This is a genomic window from Ralstonia mannitolilytica (assembly GCF_000954135.1).
Classification (GTDB): Bacteria; Pseudomonadota; Gammaproteobacteria; order Burkholderiales; family Burkholderiaceae; genus Ralstonia; species Ralstonia mannitolilytica.
Genome location: NZ_CP010800.1, coordinates 363664 through 379173, shown reverse-complemented (window position 1 = coordinate 379173; position 15510 = coordinate 363664). Strand labels below are relative to the sequence as shown.

The following is a 15510-nucleotide window of genomic DNA, read 5'->3' as shown; positions in this document are numbered from 1 at the left end:
TGCGGGGCAAGGCCTTGCGGGGCGCAAGGCCGTGCCCCGCAGGCAGCCAGGGGCCACAGATCGGTTAAAGCTCTCTGAGAATCTGTCGTTAGCTTCGTTTATATCAAACGGGTGCTTCCAGCACACCGGGCAACACCCCCGCTTTCCCATCGAGTAGTGCACGGCAGATATGAAGACGCTTTCCATCAAGGCCCGGCTTGCGCTGGTGCTGTTCGTTCTCGCTGTATTCCTTGCAGGCGTTGGCGCGCTGGGGCTATACGGCAACCTGCGCTCGAACGCGGCGCTCAAGGAAACCTACGCCAACCAGCTCGCGTCCACGCGGGCGCTCGGCCAGGCGGTGTCGCGGCTGGTGCAGGCACGCACGGCGCTCGACCGCGCCGTCTATGAAAGCGACGACGCGAAGATCGCCGACCTGGTGAAGGCCGCTCGCGCGCAGATCGCCGCCAGCGACGAGGGGTGGAAGGCCTACAACGCCCTGCCGTTCGCCACGCCGGAAGAGGAGCAGACCGCCACCGAGGCCAAGCGTCTGCGCGACACGTTCTTTCGCGAAGGCATGGAGCCGGTCCTGGCCGCCTTCGACCGCCACGACTACGCGGCAGCGCGCCCGCTGGTCCTGGACAAGCTGTACGAACTGTTTGTGCCGTATGCGGTGAAGGCGGACCGTCTGAACGCCATCCAGGCCGAGATTGCGGCCTCGGCGTACAACAACGCGCAGTCGTTCTTCAACCGCCTCGTCTGGATGTTCCTGATCGTGATTGCGGTGGGGCTGGCGCTGGCGGCGGGGTGCTATGTCGTGCTCTCGCGTGCCATTTCGCGCCCGCTGGAGGAGATGCTCGCGCATTTCCGCGAGATCTCCAGCGGTAACCTGACGACTGACATCCGCGTCCACTCGCGTGACGAGATGGGCGTGCTGATGGAAGGGCTGCAGCAGATGCAAGCCAAGCTCAAGGAGACCGTGGTGACGGTGCGCCGGGGCAGCGAGTCGATCGCTTCGGCCACCCAGCAGATCGCGGCGGGCAACACGAACCTGTCGCAGCGCACCGAGGAGCAGGCCAGCTCGCTGGAAGAAACCGCGTCGAGCATGGAAGAGCTCACGAGCATCGTCAAGCAGAACGCCGACAACGCCCGCCAGGCCAGCACGCTCGCGGTGAGCGCATCGGAGATCGCCGTGCAGGGCGGTGCCGTGGTGCAGGACGTGGTCAATACGATGGGCGAGATCAGCGAGTCGTCGCGCAAGATCACCGACATCATTGCCGTGATCGAGGGCATCGCGTTCCAGACCAACATCCTGGCGCTGAACGCCGCCGTGGAAGCCGCGCGTGCGGGTGAACAGGGCCGCGGCTTTGCCGTGGTGGCCGGTGAAGTGCGCACGCTCGCCCAGCGCAGCGCGGGCGCGGCGAAGGAGATCAAGTCGTTGATCGAGGATTCCGCCGCGCGCGTGGAGTCGGGCTCCACGCTGGTGGCGCGTGCCGGCAAGACGATGGAAGAGATCGTCGTGGCCGTGAAGCGCGTGACCGACATCATGGGCGAGATCAGCGCGGGCTCGGCCGAACAGAGCAGCGGCATCGAGCAGATCAACGAAGCCGTCACGCAGATGGACGACGTGACGCAGCAGAACGCCGCGCTGGTCGAGCAAGCTGCCGCCGCCGCGCAGGCACTGGAAGAACAGGCCGACGAACTGCGCCGCGCGGTGGCGGTGTTCCGCGTGGCCATGTAGCGCACGGCGGCACAGCACTGCGATTGCTCCGGCAGCGAAGCGGCTGCGGCGGGGCTACACTGCGGGGTCGGCCTTCGGGTCGACCCCGCTTTTTGTTCGATGCGGCCCCCATAACGATTATCCGGAGGTGTCATGCGTTTCCAGTGTCGTCGTGTTCCCGTTCGAGCCTTGGTGTCTGCTGCCGTGCTTGCATGCAGCGCCGGAGCCTTCGCCCAGACCATTCCCGCCAGCAAGCCTGCGCCTACCTCGCTCACGCCCGAGCAGCAGCGCTATCACGACATCTACAAGGAGCTGGTCGAGATCAACACGACGCATTCGGCCGGTGACACCACCCAGGCCGCGCATGCCATGGAAAAGCGCCTGCGCGAGGCCGGCTTTGCGGCCGGCGACATGCAGGTGATCGAGCCCTTCCCGAAGAAGGGCAACCTCGTGCTGCGCTGGAAGGGCACCGGCGCCAAGAAGCCGATGCTGCTGCTCGCTCACATCGACGTGGTGGAGGCCAAGCGTGAAGACTGGAAGACCGATCCGTTCAAGCTGCAGGAAACCGACGGCTACTTCACCGCGCGTGGCGCCATTGACGACAAGGCGATGGCGTCGGCCTTCGTGTCGGTGCTGGGCCAGCTCAAACAGGAAGGCTTCAAGCCCTCGCGCGACATCATCCTCGCGCTGACGACCGACGAGGAGCGCGGCGACGTGCCGAGCAACGGCGCGTACTGGATCGTCAACAACAAGCCCGAGCTGGTGAAGGCGGAGTTCGGCATCAACGAAGGCGGCGGTGGCGAGCTGCGCAACGGCAAACCGGTGCTGCACCGCATCCAGGTGGCCGAGAAGATGTACACGACGTACGAGCTGGAGGTGCGCGACGTAGGAGGACATAGCTCGGTGCCGACCAAGACGAACCCGATCTATGCGCTGTCGGCCGCGCTGGACAGGCTGGGGGCGTATCAGTTTCCCGTCAGGCTGGCAGACGTGACGCAGACCTACTTTGCGCGCAGCGCACCGCTGGCGACGGGGCAACTGGCGCAAGACATGCGTGCCGTCGGCACCGGCAAGCCGGACCAGGCGGCCATCGACCGGCTTTCCGCCAATCCGTTCTACAACGCGCAGCTGCGCACCACGTGCGTGGCCACGATGGTCAACGCGGGCCATGCCGAGAACGCGCTGCCGCAGTCGGCCAAGGCGACGGTCAATTGCCGCATCCTGCCGCACGATGATCCTGCCGATATCGACCGCCAACTCAAGCAGGTGCTGGGCAACGACAAGATCAGCGTGCGCTATGTCAACAAGCCGCTGGCGAGCCCCGCCTCGCCGCTCAATGGCGATCTGGTGAAGACGGTGGAGGCGCTCACGCAGCAGATGTGGGGCGTGCCGGTGATCCCGGCGATGAGCACGGGCGCGACGGACAGCCGCTTCATGCGCAATGCGGGGATTCCGATGTATGGGGTGTCCGGGTTGTTTACGGAGCCGGCGGATCTGCGCACGCACGTGCTGGATGAGCGGATCGAGATTGCGCGGTTGTACGACGGGAGGGAGTTTCTTTATCGGCTGGTGAAGCAGTTGGCTGAGTAAATTGTTGGGCGCGGCTTGTTCGTGCTGGTTTTTGTTGGGTTTCGGCCCCTGGCGGGGCCGACTTACTTTCTTTGTCTTGCCAAAGAAAGCAAGCAAAGAAAGGCGCGCCCGAGATGGCGACTTCCCCTTGGATTTGTGTCACGGGGAGGGAGGGGAGGCAAACTCGCTGCGCTCAGACAGCCTCCCCTCTTTTTCCTCCCCGCGACAAAAATCCAAGGCGCCATCTAGGGCAGGGTACGGCCACACCCTCTGCGTGCGGGAGTTGGCGGCGTTGCACGCGTTTTGGCTGGTTACTTTCTCAGATGAAGCCGCCGTCAGTCATCAGGGTGCGGCCGGTGATCCAGCGGGCGTCGTCCGAGGCCAGGAAGGCGATGGCGTCGGCGATGTCTTCCGGCTCGGCCAGGCGGCCCATCGGGGTTGATTCGCGCATGCGCGCTTTCACTTCATCGGGGATCGGGGCGGTCATGTCGGTGCGCGTCATGGCGGGGGCCACGGCATTGACGGTGATGTTGCGCGGGCCCAGTTCGACCGCAAACGAATGGGTGAGGGCGCCCACGGCGGCCTTGCTTGCCGCATAGACGGACAGCCCTGCGCGCGGCCGGTACACCAGGCTCGACGATACGTTGACGATGCGGCCGCCGCGCGCGGGCACGTGCGGGAGCACGGCCTGCGTCACCAGAATCGTCGACAGCACATTGGTGCGGAACTGCGCGGTGAACGACGCCTCGTCGATGCTGCCCACCGCCTGGCTTTCCAGAATGCCGGCGTTGTTGACGAGGATGTCGATGGCGCCGAAGGCCTCGCGCACGGTGCTCACCATGGCGTTGATGGAACTGGCGTCGGCCACGTCGGCCTGCACGGCAATCGCTTCTGCGCCGGTGTTGCGGATGGATTGCACCACCGCGTCGGCTTCCTTGCTGTTGCTGCGGTAGACGACCGCCACGCGTGCGCCGTCGGCTGCCAGGCGCCGCGCCACGGCGGCGCCGATGCCCCGCGAGCCGCCGGTCACGATGGCGGTGCGTCCGCCCAGTCGGGGCGCAGATGCGGTTGTCTGGGTTTGCGTCATGCTGTTCTCCTGCAATGCAATGTGTCGGGAGAACAGGTTACGAATCGGGCGGCGCGTGCGCAGCGCCCCTCGCTGCGACGCCGCGTTGCAATGCTGGAACGACGGCTCAGCCCGGTAGGCGTTTGCGGTGGGCCGCCACCTTGTGGCGGTTGCCGCAGAGCGCCATGCTGCACCAGCGGCGCGTGTGGGCTTTGGTGCGGTCGTAGAACCATCGGCCGCAGTCGGGGTGCTCGCATTGGCGGATGTGGCGGAAGTCGCCTTCGGCCAGCAGGTGGGCGGCGGCTTCGGCCGGGGCGGCCAGGCGCTGCTCCACGGAATCGGCGGGGCGCACGCGCTCCACACGCGGCGTGCCGGCCGTCCAGATCAGGATCGGGTGGCTCGGCGCTTGTCGGAGGAACGTGTTCAGGGCGTCGGCACTGCAGGGCCGCCCCGCCTTGCGCGCTTCCACCAGCTGCCGGATCACCTCGCGCAGATGCCGCGCCACCGCCAGCAGAACGCCGGGCGGAGATTGGCCGGCGAACGGTTCGGCCCACCAGCCCGCACGCACGAGCCAGTCCGACACATCGTCGTCGGATTGCCAGAAGTCGTGCGGCCGGCCCTGGACGTGGTCCACGGTGTTGAGCATGTCCAGTACGGCGTCGTCGGCAATCAGCGGTGGGGTGTTGGCAGGCATGGCGGCAGCAGCAGATCGAGTGGGCCGATTGTAACCGCGGAATGTGGTTCAATCAGGTTACGAGCGCGGCCGGTACGGTGCCCCTCGGAACGCCGCAGAAGTCCGCCGCATTACCATGGGCGCATCGTCATCATCTTGCTGGAGACCATCATGAGCGCATGGCCCGATGCCCGCATCCTGGAGCTGTTCAACATCGACGTGCCGATCGTGCTGGGGCCAATGGCCGGGGCCGCCGGCGTGGACCTGGCGATTGCGGTGGCGCGTGCCGGGGGCCTCGGTTCGCTGCCGTGCGCGATGCTGAATGCCGAGCAGATCCGCCAGCAGGTCGAGCAGTTTCGTGCCGCCGTGCGCGCGCCCATCAACCTGAACTTCTTCTGCCACACCCCGCCGCAGCCCGACCCCGAGCGTGAAGCCAGGTGGCGCGCCCATCTGGCTCCGTACTACGCCGAGTTCGGCATCGACCCGAACGCGCAGGCACCGGCGGCCAATCGCGCACCGTTTGATGAGTCGACGTGTGCGGTGGTGGAAGACCTCAGGCCAGAGATCGTGAGTTTCCACTTCGGCCTGCCGGCGCCCGAGCTGCTGGCGCGTGTGAAGGCCACGGGGGCCAAGGTGATCTCCGCCGCCACGACGGTGGAAGAGGCGCGCTGGCTGGAGGCCCGCGGCGTGGACGCCGTCATCGCCATGGGCAACGAGGCGGGCGGGCATCGCGGCATGTTTCTCGCGACGACCATCGAATCGCAGGTCGGTACGCTCGCGCTGGTGCCGCAGGTGGTGGACGCGGTAAAGGTGCCCGTCATTGCGGCCGGCGGCATTGGCGACGGGCGCGGCATGGCGGCCGCGTTCGCCCTGGGTGCCTCTGCCGCGCAGATCGGCACGGCGTATCTGCTCTCGCCCGAGGCGAAGACCTCCGCCATCCACCGTGCCGCGCTCAAGCAGGCGACGGATGCCGATACGGCGCTGACGAACCTGTTCACCGGGCGTCCGGCGCGCGGCATCGTCAACCGGCTGATGCGGGAGATCGGCCCGATGAACCCGCTGGCACCGGCCTTCCCGACGGCAGGCGGGGCGCTTGCACCGCTGCGCGCCAAGACCGAGCCGACGGGCTCGGGCGACTTCATCAATTTGTGGTCCGGTCAGGCGGGCCGGTTCGCAGCGGAAGAGCCGGCCGAAGCGATCACGCGTCGCATTGCGGCCCAAGCGCTCGAACGCCTGCGCTGAACGTTGACACCTGCCGTCGCGCACGCATGCGGGCACGCAAGACGGTGTGCCCGTCCTGTTTCGCATCACAGATCGGCATGCGTGCGATGGAAAAATTTCATGTAACTCCGTAAATGTCGATTTACGGGTTTCATCCAACTCGCGCGGCAAGCGGCTTCATGGTCGTTTCCTGCTGGAACCGATCGCGCAGAAATGCCACCAGGGCCTTGACCGACGGCGGCACGCCGGCGCGCGACGGATACAACGCATGCAGGTCGGCCGGCTCGGGCGTCCACTCCCGCAGCACGGTGCGCAGGCGCCCCTCGGTCAGCGCGGCATGGCAACAGTGCAGCGGCAGCACGGCCAGCCCCAGCCCCGCGATGGCCGCTTCGCGCAGGGCGATGATGTTGTCGCTCGCAAAGCGCGGCCGCACCGGCAGCGCCAGGCGGTGTCCGCGCGCGTCGTGCAGCACCCAGTCGCGGCTGCGCGCGAGGGTGCCCTGGCCGAGGCAGGGCAGGTCTTCGAGCGCAGCGGGCGAGGCCGGTTCGCCCAGCCGCGCGATCAGCGCCGGGCTTGCCACCAGCACGCGCGGCGACACGGCCAGGTGCCGCGCCACCACCTCGCGTGACGGCAGCGGCCCGGTAGCCGCGCGGATGGCCACGTCGATGCGCTGCTCGACCAGGTCGACGTAGGTGTTGGATAGATCGAGCTCGACGCGCAGCTTCGGGTGGGCCTCGGCAAACGCTGCCAGCCAGCCGGCCACGAGCGTTTCGGCCAGCAGCGGCGAGGTGCCCACGCGCAGCACACCTGCGGGCTCGCTGCGCGCCGCACCGGCAAGCGCCTCGATGGCGGCCGACGCATCGGCCATGTCGCGCGCATGCCGATACACCGCCTCGCCCACCGGCGTGACCGACACACGATGGCTGGACCGATGCAGCAGCCGCGTGCCGAGCTGCGCCTCGAGCTCGGCAATGCGCCGGCTCAGGCGCGACTTGGGAATGCCCGTGGCCCGCTCGGCGGCGGAAAAGCCGCCGGCTTCCACCACGCGGGTAAAGAGATACAGGTCGTCCAAGCGCTTCATGTTGGGGCGAGGGTGCGTTAGAACCGCGATTGAAGCACAGCTGGGGCCTGTCCCGCGTCGCGCGCCCGGCTGTACAGTGTCGGCTGGACCGGCCCACGCCGCCAACGCTGCCGCGCGCGCCGGAAGCCGTTTCGCAAACGCAAGGAGACCGCATGGACAGGCAAGCCACGCAACCGCACGGGATGTCCCGCGACCGGCTCGCACGGGTCGAACGCTTCATCGACGACGCTTACATCGCCACGGGCAAGCTGCCCGGCGCGCTCACGCAGGTATGGCGGCGTGGCGAGCTCGTCCTCAATTCTGTGCTCGGCCTCGCCGACCGGGAGCGGCAGGTGCCGCTGGCCGAGGACGCGATCTTCCGCATCTATTCGATGACCAAGCCGGTGACCTCGGTGGCGTTCATGATGCTGGTCGAAGCATGCGAGGTCGCGCTCGACGACCCGGTCAGCAAGTTCATCCCGGCATGGAAGGACCTGGGCGTGTTCGCCGGCGGCTTCATGGAGGGCTTCCAGACGCGCCCGGTGAAGCGCCCGATGCTGATGGTCGATCTGCTGCGCCACACATCTGGCCTCACCTACGGCTTTCACCAGAACACGAATGTCGATGCGGCGTATCGGCGGTTGAAGCTCGGCGACGTCACCACGCAGGGCACGCTCGACGAGATGATCGAGAAGCTGGCCGGTGTGCCGCTGGAGTTCTCGCCGGGCGAGGCGTGGAACTACTCCGTGTCGACCGATGTGCTCGGCTACCTCGTCGGCAAGATCAGCGGCATGCCGTTCGAGACGTTTCTGAAGGAGCGCATCTTCGACCCGCTGGGCATGATCGATACGGGCTTCTACGTGCCCGAGGACAAGGCGTCGCGCTTCTGCGCGTGCTATGCCGTGGGGGCGCTCGGTTCGGCGTTGGTGTCCGACCGGCCCGCGCTGCAGGATGATCCGCGCACCAGCCGGTACCTCGCGCCGCCGAGCTTCGTGTCGGGCGGCGGCGGCCTGGTGTCCACGGCGGCCGATTACCTGCGGTTCTCGCGCATGCTGCTGCAAGGCGGTGAACTCGACGGCGTGCGCCTGCTGGGGCCGAAGACGGTGGCGCTGATGACCGCGAACCACCTGCCGGGTGGGGTCGACATCTCGACCTTGTCGCCGCGCTCGATGTTCAGCGAGGCGGCCTACGACGGCGTTGGCTTCGGGCTGGGTTTTGCCACCACGATATCGCCGGCTGCCACGCTCATCCCCGGCAGCGCCGGCGACTTCTTCTGGGGCGGCGCGGCCGGTACCTTCTTCTGGGTGGACCCGCAGGAAGACCTGATCGGGCTCTTCCTCACGCAGGTTCTGCCGTCGTCCGCCTACCCGGTACGCCGACAGCTGCGCACGCTGGTGTACAGCGCGATCACGGAATCGGGTGCGGGCGGGCGTTGAACCCACGCTTGCAGCGGCGTCCAAGCTGTGCCGCCTAGGGGCGCCCGATCAATGCGCGGTGTTCGAGGTGCGCCGCGCGCCCGGCGGCACAACGGCGAGAAGCGCGCGCCGCTGGCGTATCGCCCGGGGGTGGATATGTCCGGGGCGATGACGCTCGAGCGAGGCCAACAGGTGTCTTGCCCATGCCGCAACCCCCGCGCGGTCCAATTCATCGGGTTCCCCATCACTGGGGAGCAAGAGCGAAATCGCAAAGTCGCGGGGGCTCAGCGCGGTGATCTCTTTTCTGCGCGGTTTTAATCGCGCTGTCATAACGTCCTGCTCGAAGGCGTGCCGATTTCGCCGGGGTATTCTGGGGCGAGCAAAGGATAAGCAGACAGTTTTGAGCCTTCAAGTTAATCGGCGCGCATATACGGCAAAATAGTGAAAAGACTTTTATCGAGGGTGTAAGCGGCGTCGTAGGAATCATGTAGGACGAGGACTCGGCTGATTGTGCTACTGAAATTCCTGGCGGTTTTTCGTACGCTTCTGCGTCGGCGCCATGGGCGCAGATTGGCGGGCGTTGAGAATAAGAGCGGGGGAGCGGGGCAGTCGCCTGCCGCCGGCGATGCGCGGCCTAGCAATACAACTGCCCTTGTGTTTTGGATCGCCCTAACGGGCGATATTTTTTTTGTTTTGGCGCGGTGCTAATCTCTCGGCGCACTTCCGGCGGACCGCGAAACAAAGGAAGTGACGAAGAGACAATAACATCATGAGGCGGGCCGTGGGTTTTTCTTGTCGCCCCGATAATGCTCCCTAGAGACAGCCCCATGCTCAGCCACGAAGTTCAATTGCGCCCGGCTTCTCTTGCCGATTGGTGCCAAGTCGCTGCGCTCCTGAAGAGTGCCAGGCTGCCGGCTGACGATATCGATATTCAGGACACCATCGAAGCATTTCACGTTGCACTGGACAAAGGCCGCGTCATTGGCTGCGCTGCTGCTGAGCGTGGAGGGGCATCCATCGTGATTCGTTCGGTCGTGGTCGACCCGATGTATCGCGATCAAGGTATCGCAAGTCGCCTGATTGGCACGCTGCTCGTGCGTGCGCGTGCCAGCGGCGTGCGACAGGCTTACCTGCTTTCTGCGCGGGCGCCGCTTTACTTCGCGCGTTGGGGGTTTTATCTCTTTCCCGTGGAGAACGCGCCGGCCGAGGTCAGGGCATCGGCGGCGTTCAGGGACGCCGGGCAGGCATCGCCGCTTTGCATGCGGTGCGATCTGCGCTGACCGGCGGGCGCGTCCATGGTGCCGGGCGCCGGCTCAGAGGCCCAGGTCGGACAACCCAGGGTGATCGTCGGGGCGGCGGCCCAGCGGCCAGAAGAACTTGCGGTCCTCTTCCTTGATGGGCAGGTCATTGATGCTGGCATGGCGGTGGGTCATCAGGCCGTGCTCGTTGAATGCCCAGTTCTCGTTGCCGTAGCTGCGGTACCACTGGCCGGCGTCGTCGTGCCACTCGTAGGCGAAGCGCACGGCAATACGGTTGCCCTCGAATGCCCACAGCTCCTTGATGAGACGGTAGTCGAGTTCGCGCCGCCACTTGCGCTCCAGGAACGCCTGCGCCTGTTCGCGCCCGAGCGGGAACTCGGCACGGTTGCGCCAGCGGGTATCGGGGCTGTAGGCCAGGACGACGCGGGCCGGGTCGCGCGAATTCCAGGCGTCTTCGGCCAGGCGGATCTTCTGGACGGCGGTGTCGCGATTGAACGGAGGCAGAGGCGGGCGGGTTTCCATGGTCGGTCCAGTGGCGTGGTGGTGTGAAGGTGGATCGGCTGCGGGCAGCGCGCTAGCGGGCCGGCCACGCACCGGTCCCGGCGAGGAACGGCGACGGTTCCGGCGCAGAGAACCGCCAGGGCAAGGCTTGCGGCCGCCGATACATGCGCTCGACATGAAACCGCACGAGGCGCTGCGCGCCTTCGAACGCCTGCACGTCGTGCCCGTCCCATACGATCTCGCAGGTGCCCGCGAGATGGAGCAGGTCGCCCGATTCGAAGTCCGGAAACAGCAGCCCCGCCGAGGGGTTCACATGCAGGTTGCCCAGCGTGTTGAAGAAATTGTTGCCGATAAAGTCGGGCCACAGCAGCGTTGCGTCGTCATCGACACGGACGAACCCCGGCTTGCCGCCGCGGTGCGAGACATCCGCTCCCGTCGCCCTGGCAGGCCCGGCCGTCGCTGCATGCGTAGCGATGAAGAACGTATCGGAAGACCGGATGAGCCGCACCGCCGCATCGTCGAGTGCCGGCACCGATTGCGCCGCGGCAGGCGCCGTTGCCCGCTGGCGCGGCGCGAGGCTGCGCACCTGGATGTACTTCGGGCAGTTGCCGAAGCTCTGCCGCACGCCGATCACCATGCCGGCAGCATCGAGAGACAGCACCGGGCCGTTCAACCGGTTTCTTCGCCGCGTCGTCGTTTCAATGCCGAGCAGGCCGACGTCGCTGCCCACATGAAGCGCGCCTGCCAGCGGATCTTCGGGGTCGGGCAGGGCGCCAATGTGCAGGCTGTAGGCGTCGGGCACACGGATGAAACCGGCGTGGCCCGCCAGCAGGCTGGCACACGGCTTTCCGTCGCCGTCCAGGGCGCCGAGCACGATAAACGGGATCTTTCCGAAGAACTCCTGGTGCTGTTCCAGCAGGTAGGTTCGTATGCCGCGTTGCCCGTGCGCCTCTGCGCGGTCCCGGACGCCCGCCCGGTCCTGCACGGCGCGCTCGCCCCGGTGAAACGGCGAGGCCTGTTCTGGTAACTCCATGGCGTTGCCCCTTGACGTGTCGCCTCAGGCGGCCAGCCCCACGGCGCTCGCCTGCATGGCGACAAAGTTCGGCCATTGCTCGATGCGCGAAAGCCAGGCCCGCACGTGCGCGTAGCTGTCCAGCGAGACGTTGCCTTCCGGTGCATGCGCGATGTAGCTGTAGCACGCGATGTCGGCCAGGGTCGGTGTGGGCCCCAGCAGATAGTCATGCTCGGCCAGTTCCTCGTCGAAGATCGCCAGCAGGGCATGGCTTTGCGCGATCAGCGCCTGCGCATCCAGCGGCGCGCCAAAAACGGTGGCCCGGCGCGCCCCGGCCGGCCCCGTGGCAAGCGGCCCCGCGGCGACCGAAAACCAGCGCTGCACCTGCGCGGCGCCGACCGGGTCGGCGGGCAGCCATCTGCCATCGTCATAGCGCTTGGCCAGGTAGACGAGGATGGCATTGGAGTCGGCGATGACGGTGCCGCCGTCGTCGATCACAGGGACTTGGCCAAAGCGGTTCAACTGCAGGAACGCTGGCGTTTTGTGCTCCCGGGCGCGCAGGTCGATGTCGATCCGTTCATACGGCAGCTCCAGCAGCTTGAGCAGCAATTCGACGCGGTGGCAGTGCCCCGACAGGGCATGGCGGTAGAGCTTGATGGGCTGTGCCGGCTTGCAAGACATGGGGCGGCTCCGTTCAGGAAAGGGAGCCCCATTCTTGATTGATACGGTCGCCGGATAAATGGCTCGACACGAACTTCACTCATCCAAAAAATGGACTAATCTGTCGACCCATGTGCAACCCGCCTGGCAAAGATGGACAAGCTCCGCGCAATGCAGACCTTCGTGGCGATCGTGGACAACGGGACGCTGTCCAAGGCAGCCGCCGCGCTCGGATCGTCGTTGCCGTCCACGGTGCGCACGCTCGCGACGCTCGAAGCCGACCTGGGCGTGCGCCTGCTCAACCGCACAACGCGCCGCCTGTCGTTGACCGACGAGGGACGGATGTATCTGGCGTCGTGCCGGGACATCCTCGGCGCGGTCGACCAGGCCGAGCATCGCCTGCGGGCGCGCCAGGAAGAACCCAGCGGCCTCCTCACCATGACCGCGCCGGTCCTGTTTGGCCAGCGGCATGTGGCGCGCGCGGTGATCCCGTTTCTCGAGCGGTACCCGAAGGTGCAATGCCGTCTGCTACTGCTCGACCGTGTGGTGAACCTGCTGGAAGAGGGCGTCGACGTTGGCATACGCATCGGCCACCTCGACGATTCCAACCTGATCGCGCAGCAAGTCAGCCGTGTCAGCCGGGTCGTCGTGGCGAGCCCCGCGTACCTCCAGCGCCGAGGCATTCCGCAGAAACCGGCGGATCTCGCGCAGGAAAACTGCATCCGGTTCTCCGGGAGCGGCCGCACGACGTGGCTGTTCCAGGAGCGCGGCCGGGAGCAGCGCATCGTGATCGGCGGCAATCTCGAATGCAACCACGGCGCCCCGGCCATCGACGCGTGCGTGGCGGGGCTCGGCGTGGGGCAGTTTCTGCGGTATCAGGTGGCGAGCCAGTTGGCCGGCGGGCAACTGCAGGAAATCCTGCATGCGTACAAGGTGCCCCCGCTGCCCATCAGCGTGGTGTATCCGCATGCCGGTCTGCTGCCGAGTCGCATCAGCGCGTTCGTCGATTGGATCAAAACGGAATTCACGAAATCCGAACATGATTTCGTGGGCGATGCGTAGCTGGGCTCGCACAGCCCGATGTCCGCATGCCGCATCGCGCGGCAAACTGGACATGACGTGCCCGGCGCTGTTCTGTAAAGTGCGTTGATCGAGTCGGGCACCGGTATCCACAAGCCCCGACGCCACAACACACGCTCCAGGCCAACTTCCTGCTCATGTCCATCCAACACGCCTTGCTCACATCGCTGCTTGAAAAGCCCTCGTCGGGCTACGAGCTTGCTCGCCGCTTTGACAAGTCGATGGGCTACTTCTGGAGTGCCACGCATCAGCAGATCTACCGCGAGCTCGGTCGCATGGCAGAAGCCGGCTGGGTGAGCGTGGAAGAAGAGGAAGACAGCCGCAGGAAAACCTACACCGTGCTACCGGCCGGCCGCGACGAACTCGCGCGGTGGGTGCTGGAGCCCACCGTGTCGTCGGACAACCGTGAAGAGGTGCTGGTCAAGCTGCGTGCCGAAGCGGTGATCGGCCCGCTCGGTTTTGCCGACGAGATGCAGCGTCTGATCGAGCAGCACCGCGCGCGCCTGAACACCTTCCGCGAGATCGAGCAGCGCGATTTCGCGCGCCCCGACCTCACGCGCGCGCAGCGGCTGCAGCATGCGGTGCTCCAGCGCGGCATCGTTTACGAAGAAGGCTGGCTCGCTTGGGCAGACGATGTGCTGCCGTTGCTGGAGCCAGCCTCTGTCACCGCTTGAAGGCATCGACGGAACGCTGCGAAGCGGTCCTGGCCAGGCGGCGGAGCGTTTGTCGGCGTCGCCGGGGGCTTAAACCGTCGCCTTGCCCGTCGCCGGGGCGCGCAAGGCCTCGATCGTGTTCAGGCGGCGGCGCGCCACCTCGAACTCCTCGGCAAAGCGCTTGATGAGTTCGGCCGCCGGCACCACCCGCTTGACCGCGCCCACGCCCTGGCCGGCGCCCCAGATGTCCTTCCACGCTTTGGCCTTGGCGCCGCCGCCCGAGCCGAAGTTCATCTTGCTCGGGTCCGATTCGGGCAGCGCGTCCGGGTCCAGACCGGCGTTCTCGATGCTCTTGCGCAGGTAGTTGCCGTGCACGCCCGTGAAGAGGTTTGTGTAGACGATGTCGGTGGCGCTGGATTCGACGATGGCCTGCTTGTAGCCTTCCACCGCGTTGGCCTCTTCCGTGGCAATGAAGGCCGAGCCGACGTAGGCCAGGTCCGCGCCAGCGGCCAGCGCCGCCAGGATGGCGTTGCCGTTGGCGATCGCGCCCGACAGCAGCAGCGGGCCGTCGAACCACTCCCGGATTTCATGGATGAGCGCAAACGGCGAGGTCGTCCCCGCGTGGCCACCCGCGCCCGCTGCCACCGCGATCAGGCCATCCGCGCCTTTCTCGATCGCCTTCTTGGCAAACGTGTTGTTGATCACGTCGTGCAGCACGATGCCGCCGTAGCTGTGCACGGCGCGGTTCACGTCTTCGCGTGCGCCGAGCGACGTGATGACGATGGGCACCTTGTACTTGACGCACAGCTCCAGGTCGTGCTCCAGGCGGTCGTTGGACTTGTGCACGATCTGGTTGACGGCAAACGGCGCCGACGGCTTGTCGGGGTGCTGCGCGTCGTATTCGGCCAGCTCGGTGGTGATGCGCTGCAACCACGTCTCCAGCAGCTCGGCCGGGCGCGCATTGAGCGCCGGGAACGAGCCGACCACGCCCGCCTTGCACTGGGCGATCACGAGATCCGGGTTGGAGATGATGAACAGCGGCGAGCCCACCACGGGCACGGACAGGCGGTTTTGCAGGATCGGCGGCAGCGACATGGCAGTCTCCGTTGGTCTTGGTATGGGAATGGATTCAGGAAACGGTTCAGGCGCCTGCTCTGAGCAGGCCGAGCTTGTCGCCCAGCTTGGCACCCATCGCCGCGCCGAGCGCCTGCAGCCCCGTGGCCGGGCGGACCATGACTTCGAATTCGACGATCTTGCCTTCGGCATTGAAGCGGATCATGTCGATGCCCTTGAGGGCCTTGCCGCTTACATTGGCGCTGAATTCGAGCACCACGCTCAGCCCATCGTCGGTGGCGAAGCTGCGGTGGTATTGGAAGTCTTCAAAAACGGTGTTGACGGTGCGCAGGACCAGCGTGGTCGCGGTGCGGCCCGGATACGCCGTGTGCGCCACGGGCGAGCGGAACACCACGTCTTCGGTGAACAGGTGCTCGAGCGCGTCCATGTTGTTGCGCTCGAGCATGACGTGCCAGGCCTCCAGGGTGGCTTGGGCGGCTGCGTTCAAGGTCTGGGGAATCGGCGGCGGCATGCTGGCTCCTGGGCGGAAAGTGCAACGGATTGCATCAACGTGGGGAGCAACATAGCACAG

15 protein-coding genes are annotated in these 15510 nt (G+C 66.4%); 7 read left to right on the top strand and 8 right to left on the bottom strand.

The window, feature by feature from the left end; translation table 11 throughout:
* The first annotated feature begins 169 nt into the window (after positions 1-169).
* Both TK49_RS18360 and TK49_RS18355 read left to right on the top strand, forming a co-directional pair.
* Positions 170-1717, top strand: a complete 1548-nt coding sequence (locus tag TK49_RS18360) for a methyl-accepting chemotaxis protein (protein WP_045218825.1) — start codon at positions 170-172, stop codon at positions 1715-1717.
* 132 nt (positions 1718-1849) lie between these two features.
* Complete coding sequence (locus TK49_RS18355) at positions 1850-3286, top strand: M20/M25/M40 family metallo-hydrolase (protein ID WP_045218822.1); 1437 nt, start codon at positions 1850-1852, stop codon at positions 3284-3286.
* 298 nt (positions 3287-3584) lie between these two features.
* On the opposite strand, the gene TK49_RS18350 is transcribed toward TK49_RS18355, so the two are convergent.
* Positions 3585-4352: an SDR family NAD(P)-dependent oxidoreductase gene (locus TK49_RS18350; protein ID WP_045218820.1), complete on the bottom strand. Its 768-nt coding sequence runs from the start codon at positions 4350-4352 to the stop codon at positions 3585-3587.
* 106 nt (positions 4353-4458) lie between these two features.
* Entirely contained in the window at positions 4459-5025 is a 567-nt protein-coding gene (locus tag TK49_RS18345) for a CGNR zinc finger domain-containing protein (RefSeq protein WP_045218817.1), read from the bottom strand.
* A gap of 150 nt (positions 5026-5175) precedes the next feature.
* On the opposite strand from TK49_RS18345, the gene TK49_RS18340 reads away from it, so the two are divergent.
* A complete protein-coding gene (locus TK49_RS18340) occupies positions 5176-6246 on the top strand; it encodes an NAD(P)H-dependent flavin oxidoreductase (RefSeq protein WP_045218816.1) in 1071 nt (356 codons plus the stop codon).
* A 130-nt stretch (positions 6247-6376) separates the two neighbouring features.
* On the opposite strand, the gene TK49_RS18335 is transcribed toward TK49_RS18340, so the two are convergent.
* Positions 6377-7306 (bottom strand): LysR family transcriptional regulator, encoded by a 930-nt coding sequence (locus tag TK49_RS18335; RefSeq protein ID WP_045218814.1) that lies wholly within the window; start codon positions 7304-7306, stop codon positions 6377-6379.
* A 152-nt stretch (positions 7307-7458) separates the two neighbouring features.
* Between TK49_RS18335 and TK49_RS18330 the strand changes: the two genes are divergently transcribed.
* A complete protein-coding gene (locus tag TK49_RS18330; protein WP_045218811.1) occupies positions 7459-8721 on the top strand; it encodes a serine hydrolase domain-containing protein in 1263 nt (420 codons plus the stop codon).
* A gap of 806 nt (positions 8722-9527) precedes the next feature.
* Positions 9528-9980 carry a GNAT family N-acetyltransferase gene (locus TK49_RS18325; RefSeq protein WP_045220313.1) on the top strand — a complete coding sequence of 151 codons (453 nt, stop codon included), beginning with the start codon at positions 9528-9530 and terminating at the stop codon, positions 9978-9980.
* 33 nt (positions 9981-10013) lie between these two features.
* On the opposite strand, the gene TK49_RS18320 is transcribed toward TK49_RS18325, so the two are convergent.
* The 3 genes from TK49_RS18320 to TK49_RS18310 are packed head-to-tail and all read right to left on the bottom strand — an operon-like array spanning position 10014 to position 12153.
* Positions 10014-10481 (bottom strand): nuclear transport factor 2 family protein, encoded by a 468-nt coding sequence (locus TK49_RS18320; protein WP_045218809.1) that lies wholly within the window; start codon positions 10479-10481, stop codon positions 10014-10016.
* A gap of 52 nt (positions 10482-10533) precedes the next feature.
* A complete protein-coding gene (locus tag TK49_RS18315; RefSeq protein ID WP_045218807.1) occupies positions 10534-11493 on the bottom strand; it encodes a pyridoxamine 5'-phosphate oxidase family protein in 960 nt (319 codons plus the stop codon).
* A 24-nt stretch (positions 11494-11517) separates the two neighbouring features.
* Complete coding sequence (locus TK49_RS18310) at positions 11518-12153, bottom strand: glutathione S-transferase family protein (RefSeq protein ID WP_045218805.1); 636 nt, start codon at positions 12151-12153, stop codon at positions 11518-11520.
* 132 nt (positions 12154-12285) lie between these two features.
* On the opposite strand from TK49_RS18310, the gene TK49_RS18305 reads away from it, so the two are divergent.
* Complete coding sequence (locus TK49_RS18305; protein WP_045218803.1) at positions 12286-13194, top strand: LysR family transcriptional regulator; 909 nt, start codon at positions 12286-12288, stop codon at positions 13192-13194.
* 155 nt (positions 13195-13349) lie between these two features.
* Positions 13350-13886, top strand: a complete 537-nt coding sequence (locus tag TK49_RS18300; RefSeq protein WP_045218801.1) for a PadR family transcriptional regulator — start codon at positions 13350-13352, stop codon at positions 13884-13886.
* 69 nt (positions 13887-13955) lie between these two features.
* Here the strand turns inward: TK49_RS18300 and TK49_RS18295 are convergent, their stop codons facing one another.
* Positions 13956-14960, bottom strand: coding sequence for an NAD(P)H-dependent flavin oxidoreductase (locus TK49_RS18295; RefSeq protein WP_045218799.1), 1005 nt, complete (start codon positions 14958-14960; stop codon positions 13956-13958).
* 46 nt (positions 14961-15006) lie between these two features.
* On the bottom strand, positions 15007-15450 hold the full coding sequence (locus TK49_RS18290; protein WP_045218797.1) for a nuclear transport factor 2 family protein: 444 nt from the start codon (positions 15448-15450) through the stop codon (positions 15007-15009).
* Positions 15451-15510 lie beyond the last annotated feature (60 nt).

Coding starts and splice junctions, on each gene's coding strand:
- TK49_RS18360 (WP_045218825.1), top strand. CDS start 170: ATGAAGACGCTTTCCATCAAGGCCCGGCTTGCGCTGGTGCTGTTCGTT.
- TK49_RS18355 (WP_045218822.1), top strand. CDS start 1,850: ATGCGTTTCCAGTGTCGTCGTGTTCCCGTTCGAGCCTTGGTGTCTGCT.
- TK49_RS18350 (WP_045218820.1), bottom strand. CDS start 4,352: ATGACGCAAACCCAGACAACCGCATCTGCGCCCCGACTGGGCGGACGC.
- TK49_RS18345 (WP_045218817.1), bottom strand. CDS start 5,025: ATGCCTGCCAACACCCCACCGCTGATTGCCGACGACGCCGTACTGGAC.
- TK49_RS18340 (WP_045218816.1), top strand. CDS start 5,176: ATGAGCGCATGGCCCGATGCCCGCATCCTGGAGCTGTTCAACATCGAC.
- TK49_RS18335 (WP_045218814.1), bottom strand. CDS start 7,306: ATGAAGCGCTTGGACGACCTGTATCTCTTTACCCGCGTGGTGGAAGCC.
- TK49_RS18330 (WP_045218811.1), top strand. CDS start 7,459: ATGGACAGGCAAGCCACGCAACCGCACGGGATGTCCCGCGACCGGCTC.
- TK49_RS18325 (WP_045220313.1), top strand. CDS start 9,528: ATGCTCAGCCACGAAGTTCAATTGCGCCCGGCTTCTCTTGCCGATTGG.
- TK49_RS18320 (WP_045218809.1), bottom strand. CDS start 10,481: ATGGAAACCCGCCCGCCTCTGCCTCCGTTCAATCGCGACACCGCCGTC.
- TK49_RS18315 (WP_045218807.1), bottom strand. CDS start 11,493: ATGGAGTTACCAGAACAGGCCTCGCCGTTTCACCGGGGCGAGCGCGCC.
- TK49_RS18310 (WP_045218805.1), bottom strand. CDS start 12,153: ATGTCTTGCAAGCCGGCACAGCCCATCAAGCTCTACCGCCATGCCCTG.
- TK49_RS18305 (WP_045218803.1), top strand. CDS start 12,286: ATGGACAAGCTCCGCGCAATGCAGACCTTCGTGGCGATCGTGGACAAC.
- TK49_RS18300 (WP_045218801.1), top strand. CDS start 13,350: ATGTCCATCCAACACGCCTTGCTCACATCGCTGCTTGAAAAGCCCTCG.
- TK49_RS18295 (WP_045218799.1), bottom strand. CDS start 14,960: ATGTCGCTGCCGCCGATCCTGCAAAACCGCCTGTCCGTGCCCGTGGTG.
- TK49_RS18290 (WP_045218797.1), bottom strand. CDS start 15,450: ATGCCGCCGCCGATTCCCCAGACCTTGAACGCAGCCGCCCAAGCCACC.